Source organism: Haloarcula sp. H-hyl2 (assembly GCF_056934385.1).
Map to the genome: position 1 here is coordinate 548,212 of NZ_JBRIIJ010000002.1, position 14,991 is coordinate 563,202.

Sequence of the window (14,991 nt, forward strand, 5' to 3'; positions counted from 1 at the left end):
GGCGTGATTGCCGACAACACACCCTGACTGCGGGAGCGGTGGGCAAAAAGCGTGTGGAGTCGCTACTCCTCGCCGGCCGAGAGATCCGCAAGCAGTGCCCGATAACTCCGGTCGAACGCCGCGGCCCCCCCAAGTGACGTGATCGCCACCTGATAGACGGGGACGGCGAGGCGCCCGTCGGTCCCCGTCACGACGACGGCCGCCTCGTGATCGGTGTCCTCGGTCCACTCGCCGTCCAGATTACGGACGAGCACCTCGCCGAAGTAGCTGCCGAGTTCGCCGACGAGGTTGGTGAACGACTGGTCCTCGAAGCGCTCGGTCTCGCCGAACGTGGCGTCGGCGAACCGTTCCTCGTCCCACTCGGCGTCGACGAGCGCGTCGAGGCGTTCCAGCGAAGCCGGCGTGAAGTCGAGATCGTGCTCGCCCCAGAACGCCGCGAACTCCGTCGCCGTCTGGGCCTGCTCCGCCCGGAGACCGTCGCCGACAGTCGGGTCGTCGTCCGGCGACGCGGTCGGTTCCTGCTCGGCCTCTGGGTCCGGTGGCCAGGCGCTCTCGGTCTCGTCGTCTGCGGCCAGCGACCAGGCGTCCGTGTCGTCCGTCTCGCCGTCGTCCGCGGTCTCGAGCGTCCCGTCGGTTTCCGGGTCCGGCGACTCGTCCACCGCGCCGGTCTCGGGTGCCGTCTCGGTATCCCCGATCCCCGTCCCGGTGTCGTCACTCTCCGTTTGCGAATCGTCCGCCGACGCATCCACGCTTGCTCCGCCGGACTGCTCGCTCCCGGCCGCGTCCGCGCTGTCCCCGCCAGCCGCGACACCGCCCTCCGCGTCGGGGATGACGAACCCGTCGTCGTCCGCGTCGTCGGCTGCCGTCGTATCTGCGGTGTCGGGCGTGTCCGCGACGGAACCGAGGTCCGACAGGCCGGTCTCTCCGTCCGTGTCGCTGCCGGCTTTCTCGGTCGCTGGCTGCCAGTCGTCGGCAACCTCACCCCAGCCTCCGTCGTCGCTCTCCCGCGTGTCGTCGGTCGTTTCGGCCGTCTGGTCGGTCGTTGCGTTCGTGTCGTCTGTCGCATCCGCCGTCCCATCGAGCGACTGCTCGTCCTCGGCGTCGCTGCCGTCGGCCGCGTCCGCCGCGTCGGTGTCGAGAGCGAGTTCCGCCTCCAGGCGGTCCACGACGGCAGCGAAGACGGGTTCGTCGGCGAACGAGCGAGCGGCCACGTCGAAGACGGCGACGGTGAGTTCGCCGTCCCGGCCGGCGACGGTGACACCCCAGCCGTCGTCGCGGACCCACCGACCGTCCAGATCACGGACGAGCACCTCGCCCAGATAGCTCCCGAACCGGACGGTGTTGGTCGTGTAGGCCGTGTCGCTCTCCCCGTCGGTGACCGTCTCGCCGTCGTACTGCTCGGCGACGGCCCTGTCGAGTCGGGCAAGCGATTCGACGGAGAAGTCGAGTTCGTCGGCCCGGCCAGCGACGCCCTCGGCCCGCTGGCGAAAGTCAGTCGGCGAGAGCGCGGTGCTGTCGGTCACCGCCGGGCCGTCGCCGGTCGACGATTCCCCGGTCGAGGACTCCGCTGTCGAGGAGTCGTCGCCGCCGCCGAGCGTCCGGCGGATGCTGTCGAACAGCCCCATAGACACCGGATGGAGGGCGCCCTACAAGAATGTACGCTCCGCGGGAACAGCTAGTGCTCGTCGCGCAGTTCCATCTCCGCGACGATATCGTACGGGTCGTGACCCTTGCGGATGCCGTCGAGCAACTGGAAGGACTCGTCTGGCGCCAGGAAGTGCCGGGTGACCGCCCGGCCCAGCGGCGTCGGCGAGAGCCCGTCGATGAACTCGTACTCCAGAAGCTTCCCGAGGGCGTGTTTCGTCGGGACCTCGCCGATCATCCGGTCGTTGAGCGCCTTCGCGCGCTTGCCGGCGACAGTGACGTTCGCCAGCGTCTCCTCGACGGCCGCACCCTCGTCGTAGCGGGTGATCACCGGCTCCATCTCACCCTTGAGGAGCTTGAACGCCACCTCGTCCTCGGTCATCTCCATGCTGTTGTGGTAGGTGCAGTCCGGTTCGACCAGGAGATAGACCGTCCCCTTGTCGTGGTAGTCGGGCCGGCCAGCACGGCCCAGCATCTGGCTGAACTCCTGGACGGTGAGCCACTCGATCCCCATCGCCAGCGAGTCGAAGATGACCTGTGAGGCGGGGAAGTCGACCCCGGCCGCCAGCGCCGCAGTGGTCACGACCGCCGCGAGGTCCTGATCGGCGAACTGCCGTTCGACTCGCTGGCGGCGCCTGTTGTCCAGCCCGGCGTGGTAGGGCGCCGAGTCGTAGTGGAGCTTCCGCGAAATCTCGTGACAGCGCCGCCGGGAGTTGGTGAAGATGATCGTCTGGCCGCGGTACCCCTTGCTCGATTTCGTGTCGAAGGCCCGCTTGACCAGCTTCTTCTCGGTCTCGATCTTCTCGCGGCCGTCGGCGAACGTGACGTGGCGCTCGATGGGGACCGGACGCTCCTCGAACTCGATGAGCTGGGCGCGTAGCTTCTCGGCCAGCTGACCGGGGTTGCCGACCGTCGCCGAGAGGTAGATCCACTGTGTGGCCCCCGAGTCCGGCGATCCCCCAGTTTCACAGTAGTGTTTGAGCCGGGAGATCAGCCCGTCGAGGCGGTGGCCCCGTTCGTCCTCGCCCAGCGTGTGGACCTCGTCGATGACGACGGTCCCGATGGTCCCCAGATCCTTACCTGTCCGCAGGGCGTGGTCGATCCCCTCGTAGGTGCCGACGATGACGTCCGCGCTCGGGTCGAACTGGCCGCCCTCGCCGGCGATCCGGCTGGCACCCACTCGCAACGAGACGTCGACCATGTCGCCGTACCGCTCCTGGAACTTCTCGTATTTCTGATTCGCGAGTGCGACCAGCGGGACCAGGAACAGCATCTTCCCCTTGTTGTTGAGTACGCGATCCAGCCCGGCCATCTCGCCGACGAGCGTCTTCCCCGTCGCGGTCGCCGAGACGATGAGCTGGTCCTGTCCATCGGTCGCGCCGTGCTCGACGGCGAGACTCTGGACGGGCAACAGCGTGTCGAACCGCGATTCCAGGTGGTCCTGGATGCCCGGGTGCAACGACAGGGAGTCCGTGGGGACCAGATCGACGTCGTCGACCGTCGCCGAGATCTCGTCGAACTTCGTGAGGTCGGGGTCCAGTTGCCCCGACAGCAGGTTCGAGATTCGATCGAGGTCCTGGACCTCGAGCATGAGCTCTTCGAGGCGTTCGCGGGCCTCGCCGGTGATTGTACCCTCGAAAGCGAGTTCTCGGTCGAGTTCCTCGCGAGCGCAGTCGGGACAGATCGTCTCGCCGTCCGTGTGGATCTCCGTCTCGCTCGTGATCGGCGAGTAGCGGCCGGCGTTCGCACAGAACCGACAGGTCCTGACAGCCTTGGCCGCTAGCTGGTAGGCATCGAACATCTCGCGCGCCCGGTCGCGTGCTCGCTTCGAGGTCTGCTCGGAGATGCGCAGTCGCGCTGCCCGGCGAGCCAGTTCGACGAACTGGTCGGGCGAGCGGAGGTCCTCGTCGGTTCCGTCCTTGATACGGAGACGGCGGGGCCGCGGTCCGGCATCGGTCTCTTTCAGTTCCAGAACCCCGTGGAACAGCCGCTCGCCGTCCCGGTGGGCGGCGACCACGTACTCCTCGCCCCGCTCGTGGAGGAACAGGGTGTCGACCTGCGCAGCCTGCTGTGACACGGGCGTATCTACGACGCGGGGCCTACTTCAGTCACTCGACACGGTGTGCGCCCACGGCGGGCTTAAGTCGGTGCCCCGACAACAGTTTCACATGCGCCGATTCCGCATCGGCAGCGCGTTCGGCATCCCCATCCAGCTCGATCTGACCTTCCTGCTGGTCCTGCCGCTGTTCGCCTGGATCATCGGGACCCAGGTCGAGCAGACCGCCGGCTTCCTGAACGAGGCCTTCGGGGCCGGGCTCGATCCGGCTGTCCTCACCGTCGGGTCGCTCGTCTGGGTGCTGGGTGTCGCTGCCGCCGTCGGGCTGTTCGCTGGTGTCGTCCTGCACGAACTGGGCCACTCGCTCGTGGCGATGCGGTATGGCTTCCCCATCGACTCGATCACGCTCTGGCTCTTCGGCGGCATCGCTCAGCTCACCGAGATGCCCGACGACTGGAAACAGGAACTCGCGATCGCCGTCGCCGGACCGATCGTCAGTATCCTGCTGGGCGTCCTCTCGTATCTCGCGTTCGCCGTCCTGCCGGCGACCGACTCGACGATCCTCCAGTCGGCCCGCTTCGTCCTTGCCTACCTCGCGGTGATGAACCTCGCGCTCGCGGCGTTCAACATGCTGCCAGGGTTCCCGATGGACGGGGGTCGGGTCCTGCGAGCCCTGCTGGCTCGGACCCGTCCCTACGCCCGGGCGACCGAGATCGCCGCCGAGGTCGGGAAGATCTTCGCCATCTTCCTGGGTCTGTTCGGCCTGTTCGTGGTCGGCAACATCTTCCTGGCCGGGCTCGCCTTCTTCATCTACATCGGCGCCGCCGGCGAAGCCCGCCAGACCTCGATGGCCGCCGCCTTCGAGGGTGTCACCGTCGGCGACGTGATGACCCCCGCCGACCGCGTGACGACCGTCACGCCGGACCAATCGGTCCGGGAACTCATCCAGACGATGTTCGCCGAGCGCCACACCGGCTACCCCGTCGAGACGGACGGCGAGGTCGTCGGCCTGGTTGCCCTGGAGGACGCCCGCGCCGTCCGGGAGGTCGAACGCGACGCCTACACCGTCGGCGACGTGATGACGACCGACCTCGTCACCGTCTCCCCCGAGACCGACGTGATGGAGGCACTGACCCAACTCCAGCAGCACTCCGTCGGCCGCCTGCTCGTCACCGACGAGGACGGCGCCTTCCATGGGTTGTTGACCCGGTCGGACATCATGACCGCCCTCTCGATCATCAAATCCAGCGACGACTTCGGCCCCACGGCGAGTGAACAGAGCGCCCTGGAACCGCGGCCCTAAAAGTCGCTCACGCCGGCCGTGAGACGTACGGGCCAGCCGCCTGCCGGGGCTGCACGGCGATACCGGCCCGCCACCGTAACTCCGTCCGCGAGAGGTGCCCGAACTCCGCGCGCCGGTGACAGCCCGGACACAGCGAGACGACGTTATCGAGGGTGTGTGCGTCCGGTACGGTCAGGAGCGGTGACGCCGCGAACAGCCTGACCGGGACCACGTGATGGACGTCCGGGTTCCGACCGATCTCCTCGGCGTCCGTCCCACAGACCACACAGGCGTCCCCGTCGCGTTCGAGCGCACGCTCGCGGACCGCCCGCCAGCCCGGGCCGTAGTCGTCGATCCCGCCACCCCGCCAGTTGGGGTGGCCGTCGCCGGTGAACGCTTCCGAGAGCCACTCGCTATGGCAGTCCCGGCTACAGAGGGTGACTTCGCCCTGGACCTGGCTTGGGTAGCGTTCAACACGGCCACCGCACTGATCGCAGGTGAAGGTGAGTTTCCCACCTTTCCAGTTCGGATTGTCTTCACCCTCAATCTGTCGCTCGTGTCGCCAGTTCGCTGTCTCTAGGCACTCCGAACAGAAACAGCCCGGTTTCGCCGAGGGATAGTACTCGAACCTGTTCCCACAGATATCGCACTCCGTCTCTGTCTTCCCGCCGTCGTAATTCGGATTATTCGCTCCCTCGAAGGATACTGCTTCGTCGTGGCAGGAGTCTGAACAGTAGCGTTTCTCGTATTCGCAGTTGAATCGCTCGCCACAGTGATCACACTCTCGATTCGGGAGTATCTCTTCGTGGACACGGCTGTGGTGCACAGCCAACCCCCGTCGAGAGTCGAACGTCTCTCCACACGTCGGGCACGTATCGACCATGGTTAGACAACACTCGGAAGTGAAATAAACGTCACCCAACCACAGTGAAAGTGAAATCTGACGGCAATATTATTTCGGGTGAGAAATGGTAAAATTTCAGTCCGGGCGCGGGAATCGAACCCGCCTCTTAGCCACCACAAGGCTAAAGGATGCCACTACCCCAGCCCGGACACGCGTGCTGAAGCAAGCATAGGTACTTTGCTGGTACAGAAATACGTTACGACTCTCCGATCGCTTCGAGACGCTTTTACACGGTCGTGGTCTACACACGGGTACGCGTGGCCATCACGGACAAGATCTACGTCAAGAACCACCAGCAACTCGCCTCCCAGCTAGAGACGAGTTTCCCGAAGGGTGCGTTCAGCGGCGCGACGCTGGACATCCTCTTCCAGGGGGAGGGGCTGGCCAAACTCGACGACGCGACCCGCGACCGGGTGCTCGACTTCGCAGAGGACTTCATGGACTGTGAGTGCCAAGCGGCACCTCACTGTGGCTGTCCCGAACGGAAGTTCATCGCGTACCTGCTGGAGTTGCGCGAGCAGGGGATGGGCCCGGACGCCATCGTCGACGTGATGACCGACGACTACATGCTGTACGCCTATCCGGGCGACGTCCTCTCCTTTCTGGACGATTCGGTCAGAACGCTCGAAGCGGTCGAGACGCTGGCGGACGTCGACGGGCAACAGGAGGTCGCCGACGAGGTGCGCGACCGCCGTCGGCGGCTCCTATAGATCCTCGAAACTTCCGATGCGGTAGGAGGCCGCGTCGTCGTCTTCCTCTTCGTCGAGGTCTTCGAGGTGGATGACCTCGTCCTGGTCCATCTGGTCGAGTTGCTGGCGGAGCTTCGTGACGTAGCGTTTGTGCTCTTCGAGCTGTTCGCGGAGGTGTTCGGCCTCCAGTTCGAGCCGTTCGTGTTCGCGGACGAAGCTCTTCGGGACTTCGACCTTCGGCGGGAAGCTCTCGGTACTGGATTCTTCGGCGGCCTCTTCGAGTTCGTGCTCGGGGGCGACCTTGACCTGGCCGTCGTGGGCCACCAGCGTGTCGACGTAGTCCCGGAACACCGCCGAGAGCGAGATATCGCGCTCCTCGGCGATCTCGCGGAGCGTCTCGAACTTGTCCTCGCTCACGCGAAAGGAGATCGTCTTGTTTTTGTTGCCCATCGTTGTGTCCTATTCGTCCGTCCTCGTATTTAATCGTTTGTCAGACGCTCGCACGTCACTGGGTGGTGTGAAAGAAAGCGACCAGAGCCGTTTAGCTTCCCCCGCTCTGCCTGTCGGTATGGACGCGACAGCACACCACTACGCGATCACCGTCAGCGACCTCGAACGAGCCGTCGAGTTCTATCGGGACGTCCTGGGACTGGAGGTCCTGGCGCGGTTCTCTGTCGGGGGCGAGGCCTTCGCCACGGGAGTCGACGTCGAGGGAGCGAGTGCCGACTTCGCACACCTGGACGCCGGCGACGCCCGCGTGGAACTGGTCAGCTACGAGCCAGCGGGCGAGCAACGGCCCGAGCCTCGGCTTAACGAACCGGGGGCGACACACCTGGGACTCGAAGTCGACGACCTCGCTGCGGTCTCCGACGAGCTACCCGACGGCGTCGAGACGCTCAGCGAGCCACAGACGACCGAGAGCGGGACGACCATCCTGTTCGTCGTCGATCCCGAGGGGAACCTCGTCGAGCTACTGGAGACCTGAAGCGAGCGGTCAGTCCGCGCTCGCTTCCGCTTGCTCGTCCTGCATGCTCTCCAGCGCGCCGACGACGGACTGGCGGTACGGCTCGATGTCGTCGCCGTACTCCTCGTGAGCCATCGCGACGTACTCGTCGATACCCGGGTCCTCCGGATCGGCGTCGGTGAACCGCTGGATGCGGTCGATGGTCCGCTCGGCAGTCTCGACGACCCAGCGGTCGCGGGTGGCCTCGTCGACCTCGGAGATGGACTCCGGTCGGACGGAGACGTTCACGTCACCCTCGTCGGTCTCGTAGGTCCGGGGCTTGCCGACGACGGCGACGTACGCGGGCGGTTCCAGTTCGCGCAGCATCGAGGCCGCGTCGGGCTGGTACTGCCCGGCGTACATGAAGAACGTGTCGCCGTTGGGATCGACGACACGCCCCTGCCAGTACTCGCTGTCCTCGCCGACGTCCTCGGTCTCGGTCAGAGTCCCAACCAGGAACACGCGGTTGGCGCGCTCGCCGGTCGGCAAGAGGACGTACACCGGGGCGCGGTCGTCGTCGGACTCCTTGAACGTGTAACTCGAATCGTTGAACTCGCGGGCGAAGACGCGGCGGGCGACTTCGCGGGTGGGTGTACTCGCCATCTAGATCGACCTCGCTTTGATCAGCACCTCGTCTGCATCCACTGGCCCGGTGAGCCGTTCCTGCTCGTCGGCCAGGACGTAGCGGCCGAACGTCGGCCCGGTGACCCGGTAGTAGCGCCCGAGGATGCCGTCACGCATCTCGTCGGCCACGACCGTGGTGTCGAGTGCGTCCATCGCCATCTCCTTGGCCTCCGCCAGGGAGATGCCGGTCAGTTGTTCGGTGGCCTCCTCGTCGAAGATGACCTCGGTGACCTCCTCGCCGTCGTCCAGCACGCCCTTGATCCGGAGGTCGAACTCGCCCTCGACCTCGCCGTGTTCGCTACAGCGGCCGTTCTGGAGGACGCGGGTGCAGTCGTCCTCGGGACAGCGCTTGATGAGCCCGGAGCCCGACTGGATGTCGACCAGCGCGCCCTCGACCTCGACGCTGTCGTCGCCGACCTCGATGGCCTCGTCGAGTTCCTCGATGGTGGTCGTCCGGTTGAGCTTCACCGAGAACCGGCCCTGGTACTCGTCAGTGACGACGTTGCGCAGGGCGTAGGATTTCCCCTCGGAGAGCTCCGGGAGGTCCGATTTCGACCACTTGGTGAACTTGATCGTGCCCGTCTCGTCGCCCAGCAGCCCGACCTGCGCGACGGCGTCGGCGCGGGGTTCCCACAGTTCGACGACGGTGACCCGCATGTCGACCCACTCCTCGGGGGCGTCGACGTCGGACACCTGAACCTGTTCGTTGCCCCCGCCACTGGAGAGCTGGTCGCGCTCCATGCCCGCCTCGTCGAGGTAGGTGTTGACGACGCTCCGGCGGGCCTCGCTGACGGGAACCTGATAGTCGTTGACCAGCGTGTCGAGGCGGTCGACGATGTCCTCGACGTCCAGATCGAGTTGGTCGGCGAACTGCTCGTGTATCTCTTCTGCCTGGGTACGCAAATCTGTTGCAGTCATTGGCGTTCACTGTCTCCGCCTGGTTTTCGATGGGAGACACCTGAGCGTTGGTCGCCTTCGGATATAAACACTCGCCCGGCGGAGTGAAAGTGAAAGCCGGAGACAGCGGTCCCGTATGGCTGGCTCCCGAGCGCGCGAGAAGATTGATTTGTGCCGGGCCACAACCGTCGGGTATGGCCGACGGCAACGACGACCGACTGGCGCGGTTCATCAGCAACACGCTCCGGTCGGCCGGCGAGCAACTCTCGGAGGCCAAACGGGCCTACAGCGACGGCAAGCGGGCCGCGCTGGTGGGCCTGCCACGCGACGAGGACGGCCGCGCACGCGTCGTCTGTCGCCGGCACGCCGACCGCCGGGCCGTCTCGCTGGACGCACAGGCCCGGCCACACTGCTTCGACGCCGACCATCCGGACTGTCAGGGCTGTGTCGAGGACATCCGCGACGGCGCCGTCGAGACGTGGTAACCCCACAGTTTTGAGACGACCGGGCACGACGGAGGGGTATGGATAGACCTCTCGTCGCCCTCGTGCTTGCAGGTGGGACCGGCACCAGACTCTACCCGGCGAGTCGGAGCGACCGGCCCAAGCAGTTCCAGTCGTTCGGCCGCGAACAGTCGTTACTGGCCGAGACGGTCGAGCGAGCGGGCTTCGCAGACGAGATATACGTTCTCACGCGCGAGGACTACGTCGACGGCGTCCGAGAGCGGGCACCGGGCGCTGCCGTACTGACCGAACCGGAACCGAAAGACACTGGTCCGGCGCTGGCCTACGCCGCCCACCGCATCCGCGAGCAGGTCGGCGAGTGCGTGTTGCTGTGTCTCCCCAGCGACCACCACGTCGACGGCGATTTCGAAGCGGTCGGCGAGCGTGCCGCTCGAACTGCAGCGGAAACAGGGGGGCTGGTGACGGTCGGTATCGAGCCCACCAGGGCCGCCACGGAGTACGGCTACATCAAGCCCGGAACCGCCGTCGGCGGCCACTACACAGTCGAGGAATTCCACGAGAAACCCGACGCCGAGACCGCACAGCGCTACGTCGAGGAGGGGTTCTACTGGAACGCCGGGATGTTCGCCTGGACGCCGGCCGCGTTCCTCGACGCGGCACGCGAGACACCGCTTGGGCCGCTCGTCGAGGGCCTCGACGACGACCCGGACGCTGCCTTCGCTGCTGTCGACCCGATCAGCGTCGACTACGCGGTGCTGGAGCGGGCCGAGAACGTCAGCGTCGTCCCCGCCGACGTCGCCTGGGACGATATGGGGTCGTGGGACGCGCTCGAACGGGTCCTCGACGAGACCGACGGGAACGCTGTCCTCGGGGAGGCACTCTCTATCGACGCCGCGGGGAACGTCCTCGCGACCGACGGTCACATCAGCGCCGTCGGTGTCTCGGACCTCGTGATCGCGTCCTTCGACGACCGAACCCTCGTCGTCCCGAAAGCACAGGCCCAGCGAGTGAGAGAGATCGTCGACGCGCTCAGGACCGAGAACGCGTTCTGAGCGCCGAAACAGTCATTGTCACGCGTGATAACTGGGGACGTATGGACGGGGTCGCTCGGCGGTTCTGGATGCTCGTCATCCCCTTTCTCGTGGGGTTCTCGGCCGTCGGGCTGCTCGTGATGGGTGCGCTGTTCCCGGAGCAGATCTTCGAGGTCGGCAGCACGGGCTACATCGCGACGGCGGCGGTCGCCCTGCTGTCGCTGGGGACGCTCGTCTGGCGACTCGCGACCGACAACACCGGGCCGACGGACCGGCTGGATCGGCCCTGACCCAGCGAGTTCAACCCCGACGTCGCTAGCTGCGCATCGAGCCACCGTCGACCGGCAGCGTCGTCCCGGTGACGTACGACGACCGTGCCGACGAGAGGTACGCGACGACGTCACCGAGTTCCTCCGGCTGGCCGACCCGTCCGAGCGGCGCGTCGGACCACTCGGCGAGACCGTCCTCGTAGGAGTCGTACTCGCCACGCTCGACAGCCGCCTCGACGAGTTCCGCGATACGTGGCGTCTCGTGAGCACCCGGGAGGACGGCGTTGACCCTGACCTCGGGGGCGAACTCGCGGGCCTGGGTCTTCACGAGGCCGACGACCGCCCGCCGGACGGCGTTGGACAGCACCAGATCGTCGATGACCTCCTGGACCGACCGCGAGGTGATAGCGACGACGGTCCCGGCATCGGACTCCCTGAGGTATGGGGCGGCAAAGCGGGTCGTCCAGACGTAACTCATCACGAGCAGGTCGTACGCGGTGTACCACTCGCGCTCGGTCGTCTCCAGGAACGGGCCGGGTGCCGGGCCGCCGGCACTCGTGACGACGTGGTCGAGCCCGCCGAGTTCGTCGACCGTCTGCTCGACGAACGCTTCGACGGCGGTCCGGTCGGTAAGATCGGCCTCGACCGCGAGGACATCACCGTCACCGACGGTCCGGAGTTCCTCGCGTGCCCGGTCGACGTGGTCCGGTGTCGTCCCGCAGACGGCGACGTGAGCGCCTTCGCGAGCGAATCGGTGGGCGCTGGCGAGTCCGAGCCCACTGGTCGCTGCAGTACACAGTGCGACGTTGCCTTCGAGTTCGAGGTCCATATCCAGTGCAGCACACGCCAGCAGAAAGAATCCCGCGGTCGGACGGGGTGGATACGTCCGGCGCCGCAGCAGGCGGTCAGCTACCCCAGAAGTTGTCGCGACTGCCGAGTCGGCGGTCGTCGTCTTCCTCGTCGTCGCCCTGGTAGCCACCCTCGTCGGCGTCGTCTGCGTCGTCCTCGTCGTCCTCGTCGAGTTCCAGCCGTTCGAGTTCCTCGGCACGGGCGTGGTTCGACCGGACCTTGGTGACTTTCACTTTCGACTTGGCCGGCGGAAGTACCCCGTCGACCATGATGATGAACCCGTCCTCGGTCCGGCCCACACCGGCACCGCTCTCGTGGATGTCCTCGACGGTCACGACGACCTCCTGGCCCGGCTTCACCGGCTGACTCTTGAGGTCGGAGATGGGCTGGTTGTAGTGGTTACACCATTCGGCGCCACCTCTGTCGCCGTAGTGCGTACAGCCCATCCCCTCGATCCGTTCCGTGAAGCTGGGGCATTCGTCCGCGAGCGGGCAGTCGGCCATGAGCCTGCGTACAGGAGCCGCGGGCAAAACGCTTGCGACCTGTGCGGTCCTGCTCCGTTCCCCGACAGCGCCCTCAGACGGCCCGTTCGACCGCCTCGATGGCGCGGTCGATGTCTGAATCGTCGACGTCCCAGTGCGTACAGAACCGGACGACATGGTCGTCGAACGGTACCCCCTGGAGCCCCTCGGTCTCACATGCGTCGAGGAACGCCTCGGCCGGGCGCTCGGTCTCGACGAGCACGATGTTCGTCTCCGGCGGGTCGGCGGCGAGCCCATCGATCCGGCCCAGCCCCGCCGCCAGCCGCTCGGCGCGACGGTGGTCCTCGGCGAGGCGCTCACGGTTCTCGATTGCTTCCAGTCCCGGCCCGGCGATGATCCCGGCCTGTCGCATCCCGCCACCGAGCAGCTTCCGGACCCGACGGGCGGCCTCGATGAACTCCTCGGAGCCGGCCAGCATCGACCCGACCGGTGCGCCAAGCCCCTTCGAGAGACAGCACATCACCGAATCGACCGGCTGGACGAACTCGGCAGCCGGAACGTCCTGTGCGACGGCGGCGTTGAACAACCGTGCGCCGTCCAGATGGACCGGGACGCCGTGGTCGTGTGCGGCCTCGGCGGCCGCCGCGACGTGCTCCGGAGCGATGGCCGTCCCGCCCTTGCTGTTGTGGGTGTTCTCCAGCGTCAGCAGGCCGGTCCCCGGGCGGTGGCCGTCGGCCTCGACGTAGCCCTCGCGGACCTGCTCGGGCGTGACGACGCCGCGGTCACCCCCGTCGATGGGCCGCGGCTGGAGGGCGGCGTGCTGGACCAGCCCCCCGAGTTCCCACTTGTAGACGTGACTCTCGCGCTCGCAGAGCACCTCCTGACCCCGCTCGGTGTGGGTCCGGGCGGCCGCCTGGTTGCCCATCGTCCCCGACGGGACGAACAGCGCCGCCTCGGTCCCGAGCACGTCGGCGACCCGCTCCTGGAGTTCGGTGACTGTCGGGTCCTCCCGGTAGACGTCATCCCCGACCGCGGCGTCGTGAGCGGCCTCCCGCATCCGCTCGCTCGGCTGTGTGACAGTGTCGCTACGGAGGTCGATCATAGCTGCGCGTAGCGAGCGGGCGGGGAAAAGTCCGCTGGCGCGCTACTCGCTCAGTGCAATTCTCACTCGATGGCGAGACTCACTGCGTTCGTCTCGCGTAGTTCGAATCCCAGCAGCCGCTCCTGCTCACTGCGTTCGCAGAGAGCGGGCACGGTGGGATTCGAACCCACGACCGTCGGATGTCTTCCCCCCTCGCAGTCGCGACGGGGATAGAAGTCCGACGCTCTATCCGGACTGAGCTACGTGCCCTCACCGGGAGGTAGCGGGGCAGTCCCAAAAGCAGTGCGAAAGTCAGTGGTCGAACTCGACGTCCTCGTCGCTGGCGTCCTCGTGGGTGATCGAGATGGCGTCGGTGGTCTGGACGGCGGCCAGTCCGTCGATGCCACAGACCTCGTCGACGGCGGTCTGGGGGACGGTAACGGCCAGGTCGTCGAACTGGAGGTGTCTGTCGACGGTGGCGCCGGCGGCCTCTGCCGCGTCGGCGACGGACTCGGGGTCGGCGTCCGGGGACGTCTCCAGGACCAGGCCGACCGATTCGTCTGCCAGGGGGTCCGAACGGATGCTCTCGACGGCGCGGGAGACGTACATCACTCCGAGGAGGGGCCGCCGGGCCCTTGGTTCACTCGATCGGTCGTCTCCAGGCGGGATTCGGCGACGGCGAACGCGAGCGTGCTCGACAGTCCCAGCAGGGTCCCGCCGGTCAGCACGACAGCGAGGTACTGGAGGTCCTGGAAGCCGAGGAAGAACGCACTCACACCGTGGAGGACGCCGGCGATAGCCAGGACGTAGAACGGGGCGTTGAGGTAGCGCCACTCGAACTCGTCCCGGAGGTACTCGTCGGTGACCCGGCCCAGACTGGAGGTGATGCCGGCGACGGCGAACCACTGGATGGCGCCGTAGACCAGCGACGAGACCACTTCGACGGCCGTCACCGGTTCGGGACGGGATTCGAGCATCTGGACGCCGTTGACGCCGCCGATGAACAGCAACGCGGCGGCGACGACGTAGGTGATGATCGTCACACGGCCGGCGTACAGGCCCGCGGTGGTCTGCTGGACGAGGTCGTCGATCAGCTCCTCGACACCGAGTCCGCGACCTAGCAGATAGAGTCCGAAGAGGCCGGAGATGACGCCGAGTGCGGAGCCCGGCCAGCCGAGGTAGTCCAGCAGGATCGTCAGGGGGTAGATGAGCAACAGGATACCCAGCGGGACGAGAATCGTCCCACGGGTCTCGGGGTCGTCGAGCACCTGCTTGATGGTGTAGTACATCGATTCGAGGTCCTGTGCCTGACGGACGACGACGCGACGGACCCCGTCGATACGGACCCGTGAACGGATGACCGGGACGACCGACTCGTCCTGTGCGCCGTCGGTGACGACCAGCGCGCGGACGTCCTCGCTGGCAGCCAGCGAGGCCAGCACCGTGTCGACCTCCTCGCCGACGGCGCGGTTGGCGGCGACGTCACCCCTGTCGACACCGGTGACTGCGGCGACCGCGACGGGTTCGTCGTCGACCGCGTCGTAGATGTGGATTCCCTCGAAGAGGACGTTGACGTCGGAGTCCTCCGGGTCGGCCTCCGCGAGGGCGACAGCGGCCTCCTCGACGGCGTCGCGACCGACGACGGGCGTCTCCACGTCGGTCTTGCGACCGATGTCGTCGTCGAGGTCGACACACAGCACCAGCAGCATAGTCCGG

17 protein-coding genes and 1 tRNA gene are annotated in these 14,991 nt (G+C 66.7%); 6 read left to right on the forward strand and 12 right to left on the reverse strand.

Translation table 11 applies throughout. From position 1 onward, the window contains the following. Window positions 1-62: 62 nt before the first annotated feature. Both Hhyl2_RS12615 and Hhyl2_RS12620 read right to left on the reverse strand, forming a co-directional pair. Window positions 63-1,625, reverse strand: coding sequence for a hypothetical protein (locus Hhyl2_RS12615; protein ID WP_483551122.1), 1,563 nt, complete (start codon window positions 1,623-1,625; stop codon window positions 63-65). A 50-nt stretch (window positions 1,626-1,675) separates the two neighbouring features. Beyond that, a complete protein-coding gene (locus Hhyl2_RS12620) occupies window positions 1,676-3,721 on the reverse strand; it encodes a DEAD/DEAH box helicase (protein ID WP_483551123.1) in 2,046 nt (681 codons plus the stop codon). 91 nt (window positions 3,722-3,812) lie between these two features. Between Hhyl2_RS12620 and Hhyl2_RS12625 the strand changes: the two genes are divergently transcribed. Continuing rightward, window positions 3,813-5,003 (forward strand): CBS domain-containing protein, encoded by a 1,191-nt coding sequence (locus Hhyl2_RS12625; protein ID WP_483551124.1) that lies wholly within the window; start codon window positions 3,813-3,815, stop codon window positions 5,001-5,003. Between the two features lie 7 nt (window positions 5,004-5,010). On the opposite strand, the gene Hhyl2_RS12630 is transcribed toward Hhyl2_RS12625, so the two are convergent. Next, a complete protein-coding gene (locus Hhyl2_RS12630) occupies window positions 5,011-5,865 on the reverse strand; it encodes an HNH endonuclease (protein WP_483551125.1) in 855 nt (284 codons plus the stop codon). A gap of 278 nt (window positions 5,866-6,143) precedes the next feature. Here Hhyl2_RS12630 and Hhyl2_RS12635 point away from each other — a divergent pair, with 278 nt between their 5' ends. Then, window positions 6,144-6,596: a DUF5814 domain-containing protein gene (locus tag Hhyl2_RS12635; protein WP_483551126.1), complete on the forward strand. Its 453-nt coding sequence runs from the start codon at window positions 6,144-6,146 to the stop codon at window positions 6,594-6,596. Here the strand turns inward: Hhyl2_RS12635 and Hhyl2_RS12640 are convergent. Continuing rightward, a complete protein-coding gene (locus Hhyl2_RS12640; protein ID WP_483551127.1) occupies window positions 6,591-7,025 on the reverse strand; it encodes a DUF8146 domain-containing protein in 435 nt (144 codons plus the stop codon). The two genes, Hhyl2_RS12635 and Hhyl2_RS12640, sit on opposite strands and share 6 nt — an antisense overlap. Before the next feature lie 118 nt (window positions 7,026-7,143). Between Hhyl2_RS12640 and Hhyl2_RS12645 the strand changes: the two genes are divergently transcribed. Next, window positions 7,144-7,560, forward strand: coding sequence for a VOC family protein (locus Hhyl2_RS12645; protein WP_483551128.1), 417 nt, complete (start codon window positions 7,144-7,146; stop codon window positions 7,558-7,560). A 9-nt stretch (window positions 7,561-7,569) separates the two neighbouring features. Here the strand turns inward: Hhyl2_RS12645 and Hhyl2_RS12650 are convergent, their stop codons facing one another. Both Hhyl2_RS12650 and Hhyl2_RS12655 read right to left on the reverse strand, forming a co-directional pair. Beyond that, entirely contained in the window at window positions 7,570-8,181 is a 612-nt protein-coding gene (locus Hhyl2_RS12650; RefSeq protein WP_483551129.1) for an RPA family protein, read from the reverse strand. Next, window positions 8,182-9,120: a replication factor A gene (locus Hhyl2_RS12655; protein ID WP_483551130.1), complete on the reverse strand. Its 939-nt coding sequence runs from the start codon at window positions 9,118-9,120 to the stop codon at window positions 8,182-8,184. Between the two features lie 173 nt (window positions 9,121-9,293). Here Hhyl2_RS12655 and Hhyl2_RS12660 point away from each other — a divergent pair, with 173 nt between their 5' ends. The 3 genes from Hhyl2_RS12660 to Hhyl2_RS12670 are packed head-to-tail and all read left to right on the forward strand — an operon-like array spanning window position 9,294 to window position 10,884. Then, a complete protein-coding gene (locus Hhyl2_RS12660) occupies window positions 9,294-9,584 on the forward strand; it encodes a DUF7091 family protein (RefSeq protein WP_483551131.1) in 291 nt (96 codons plus the stop codon). Window positions 9,585-9,622: 38 nt separating this feature from the next. Further along, window positions 9,623-10,615 carry a mannose-1-phosphate guanylyltransferase gene (locus Hhyl2_RS12665; RefSeq protein WP_483551132.1) on the forward strand — a complete coding sequence of 331 codons (993 nt, stop codon included), beginning with the start codon at window positions 9,623-9,625 and terminating at the stop codon, window positions 10,613-10,615. A gap of 41 nt (window positions 10,616-10,656) precedes the next feature. Further along, window positions 10,657-10,884 (forward strand): hypothetical protein, encoded by a 228-nt coding sequence (locus tag Hhyl2_RS12670; RefSeq protein WP_483551133.1) that lies wholly within the window; start codon window positions 10,657-10,659, stop codon window positions 10,882-10,884. Between the two features lie 25 nt (window positions 10,885-10,909). Here the strand turns inward: Hhyl2_RS12670 and Hhyl2_RS12675 are convergent, their stop codons facing one another. The 6 genes from Hhyl2_RS12675 to Hhyl2_RS12700 all read right to left on the reverse strand — a co-directional run bounded on the left by Hhyl2_RS12675 (window position 10,910) and on the right by Hhyl2_RS12700 (window position 14,984). Then, window positions 10,910-11,692 (reverse strand): SDR family oxidoreductase, encoded by a 783-nt coding sequence (locus tag Hhyl2_RS12675; RefSeq protein WP_483551134.1) that lies wholly within the window; start codon window positions 11,690-11,692, stop codon window positions 10,910-10,912. Between the two features lie 76 nt (window positions 11,693-11,768). Beyond that, window positions 11,769-12,215, reverse strand: coding sequence for a TRAM domain-containing protein (locus tag Hhyl2_RS12680; RefSeq protein ID WP_483551135.1), 447 nt, complete (start codon window positions 12,213-12,215; stop codon window positions 11,769-11,771). A gap of 73 nt (window positions 12,216-12,288) precedes the next feature. Next, entirely contained in the window at window positions 12,289-13,296 is a 1,008-nt protein-coding gene (locus tag Hhyl2_RS12685) for a threonine aldolase family protein (RefSeq protein ID WP_483551136.1), read from the reverse strand. Window positions 13,297-13,441: 145 nt separating this feature from the next. Further along, window positions 13,442-13,545, reverse strand: a tRNA-Arg gene (locus Hhyl2_RS12690). 42 nt (window positions 13,546-13,587) lie between these two features. After that, complete coding sequence (locus tag Hhyl2_RS12695; protein WP_483551137.1) at window positions 13,588-13,884, reverse strand: hypothetical protein; 297 nt, start codon at window positions 13,882-13,884, stop codon at window positions 13,588-13,590. Next, a complete protein-coding gene (locus Hhyl2_RS12700) occupies window positions 13,884-14,984 on the reverse strand; it encodes a DUF373 family protein (RefSeq protein WP_483551138.1) in 1,101 nt (366 codons plus the stop codon). Before Hhyl2_RS12700 ends, Hhyl2_RS12695 begins: the two co-directional genes overlap by 1 nt. Between the last annotated feature and the right edge of the window lie 7 nt (window positions 14,985-14,991).

What these genes read in the sequence shown, in the direction of transcription:
- Hhyl2_RS12670 (WP_483551133.1), top strand. Translation starts at nt 10,657, where the DNA reads ATGGACGGGGTCGCTCGGCGGTTCTGGATGCTCGTCATCCCCTTTCTC.
- Hhyl2_RS12625 (WP_483551124.1), top strand. Translation starts at nt 3,813, where the DNA reads ATGCGCCGATTCCGCATCGGCAGCGCGTTCGGCATCCCCATCCAGCTC.
- Hhyl2_RS12675 (WP_483551134.1), bottom strand. Translation starts at nt 11,692, where the DNA reads ATGGACCTCGAACTCGAAGGCAACGTCGCACTGTGTACTGCAGCGACC.
- Hhyl2_RS12650 (WP_483551129.1), bottom strand. Translation starts at nt 8,181, where the DNA reads ATGGCGAGTACACCCACCCGCGAAGTCGCCCGCCGCGTCTTCGCCCGC.
- Hhyl2_RS12630 (WP_483551125.1), bottom strand. Translation starts at nt 5,865, where the DNA reads ATGGTCGATACGTGCCCGACGTGTGGAGAGACGTTCGACTCTCGACGG.
- Hhyl2_RS12665 (WP_483551132.1), top strand. Translation starts at nt 9,623, where the DNA reads ATGGATAGACCTCTCGTCGCCCTCGTGCTTGCAGGTGGGACCGGCACC.
- Hhyl2_RS12645 (WP_483551128.1), top strand. Translation starts at nt 7,144, where the DNA reads ATGGACGCGACAGCACACCACTACGCGATCACCGTCAGCGACCTCGAA.
- Hhyl2_RS12640 (WP_483551127.1), bottom strand. Translation starts at nt 7,025, where the DNA reads ATGGGCAACAAAAACAAGACGATCTCCTTTCGCGTGAGCGAGGACAAG.
- Hhyl2_RS12655 (WP_483551130.1), bottom strand. Translation starts at nt 9,120, where the DNA reads ATGACTGCAACAGATTTGCGTACCCAGGCAGAAGAGATACACGAGCAG.
- Hhyl2_RS12680 (WP_483551135.1), bottom strand. Translation starts at nt 12,215, where the DNA reads ATGGCCGACTGCCCGCTCGCGGACGAATGCCCCAGCTTCACGGAACGG.
- Hhyl2_RS12700 (WP_483551138.1), bottom strand. Translation starts at nt 14,984, where the DNA reads ATGCTGCTGGTGCTGTGTGTCGACCTCGACGACGACATCGGTCGCAAG.
- Hhyl2_RS12615 (WP_483551122.1), bottom strand. Translation starts at nt 1,625, where the DNA reads ATGGGGCTGTTCGACAGCATCCGCCGGACGCTCGGCGGCGGCGACGAC.
- Hhyl2_RS12685 (WP_483551136.1), bottom strand. Translation starts at nt 13,296, where the DNA reads ATGATCGACCTCCGTAGCGACACTGTCACACAGCCGAGCGAGCGGATG.
- Hhyl2_RS12660 (WP_483551131.1), top strand. Translation starts at nt 9,294, where the DNA reads ATGGCCGACGGCAACGACGACCGACTGGCGCGGTTCATCAGCAACACG.
- Hhyl2_RS12695 (WP_483551137.1), bottom strand. Translation starts at nt 13,884, where the DNA reads ATGTACGTCTCCCGCGCCGTCGAGAGCATCCGTTCGGACCCCCTGGCA.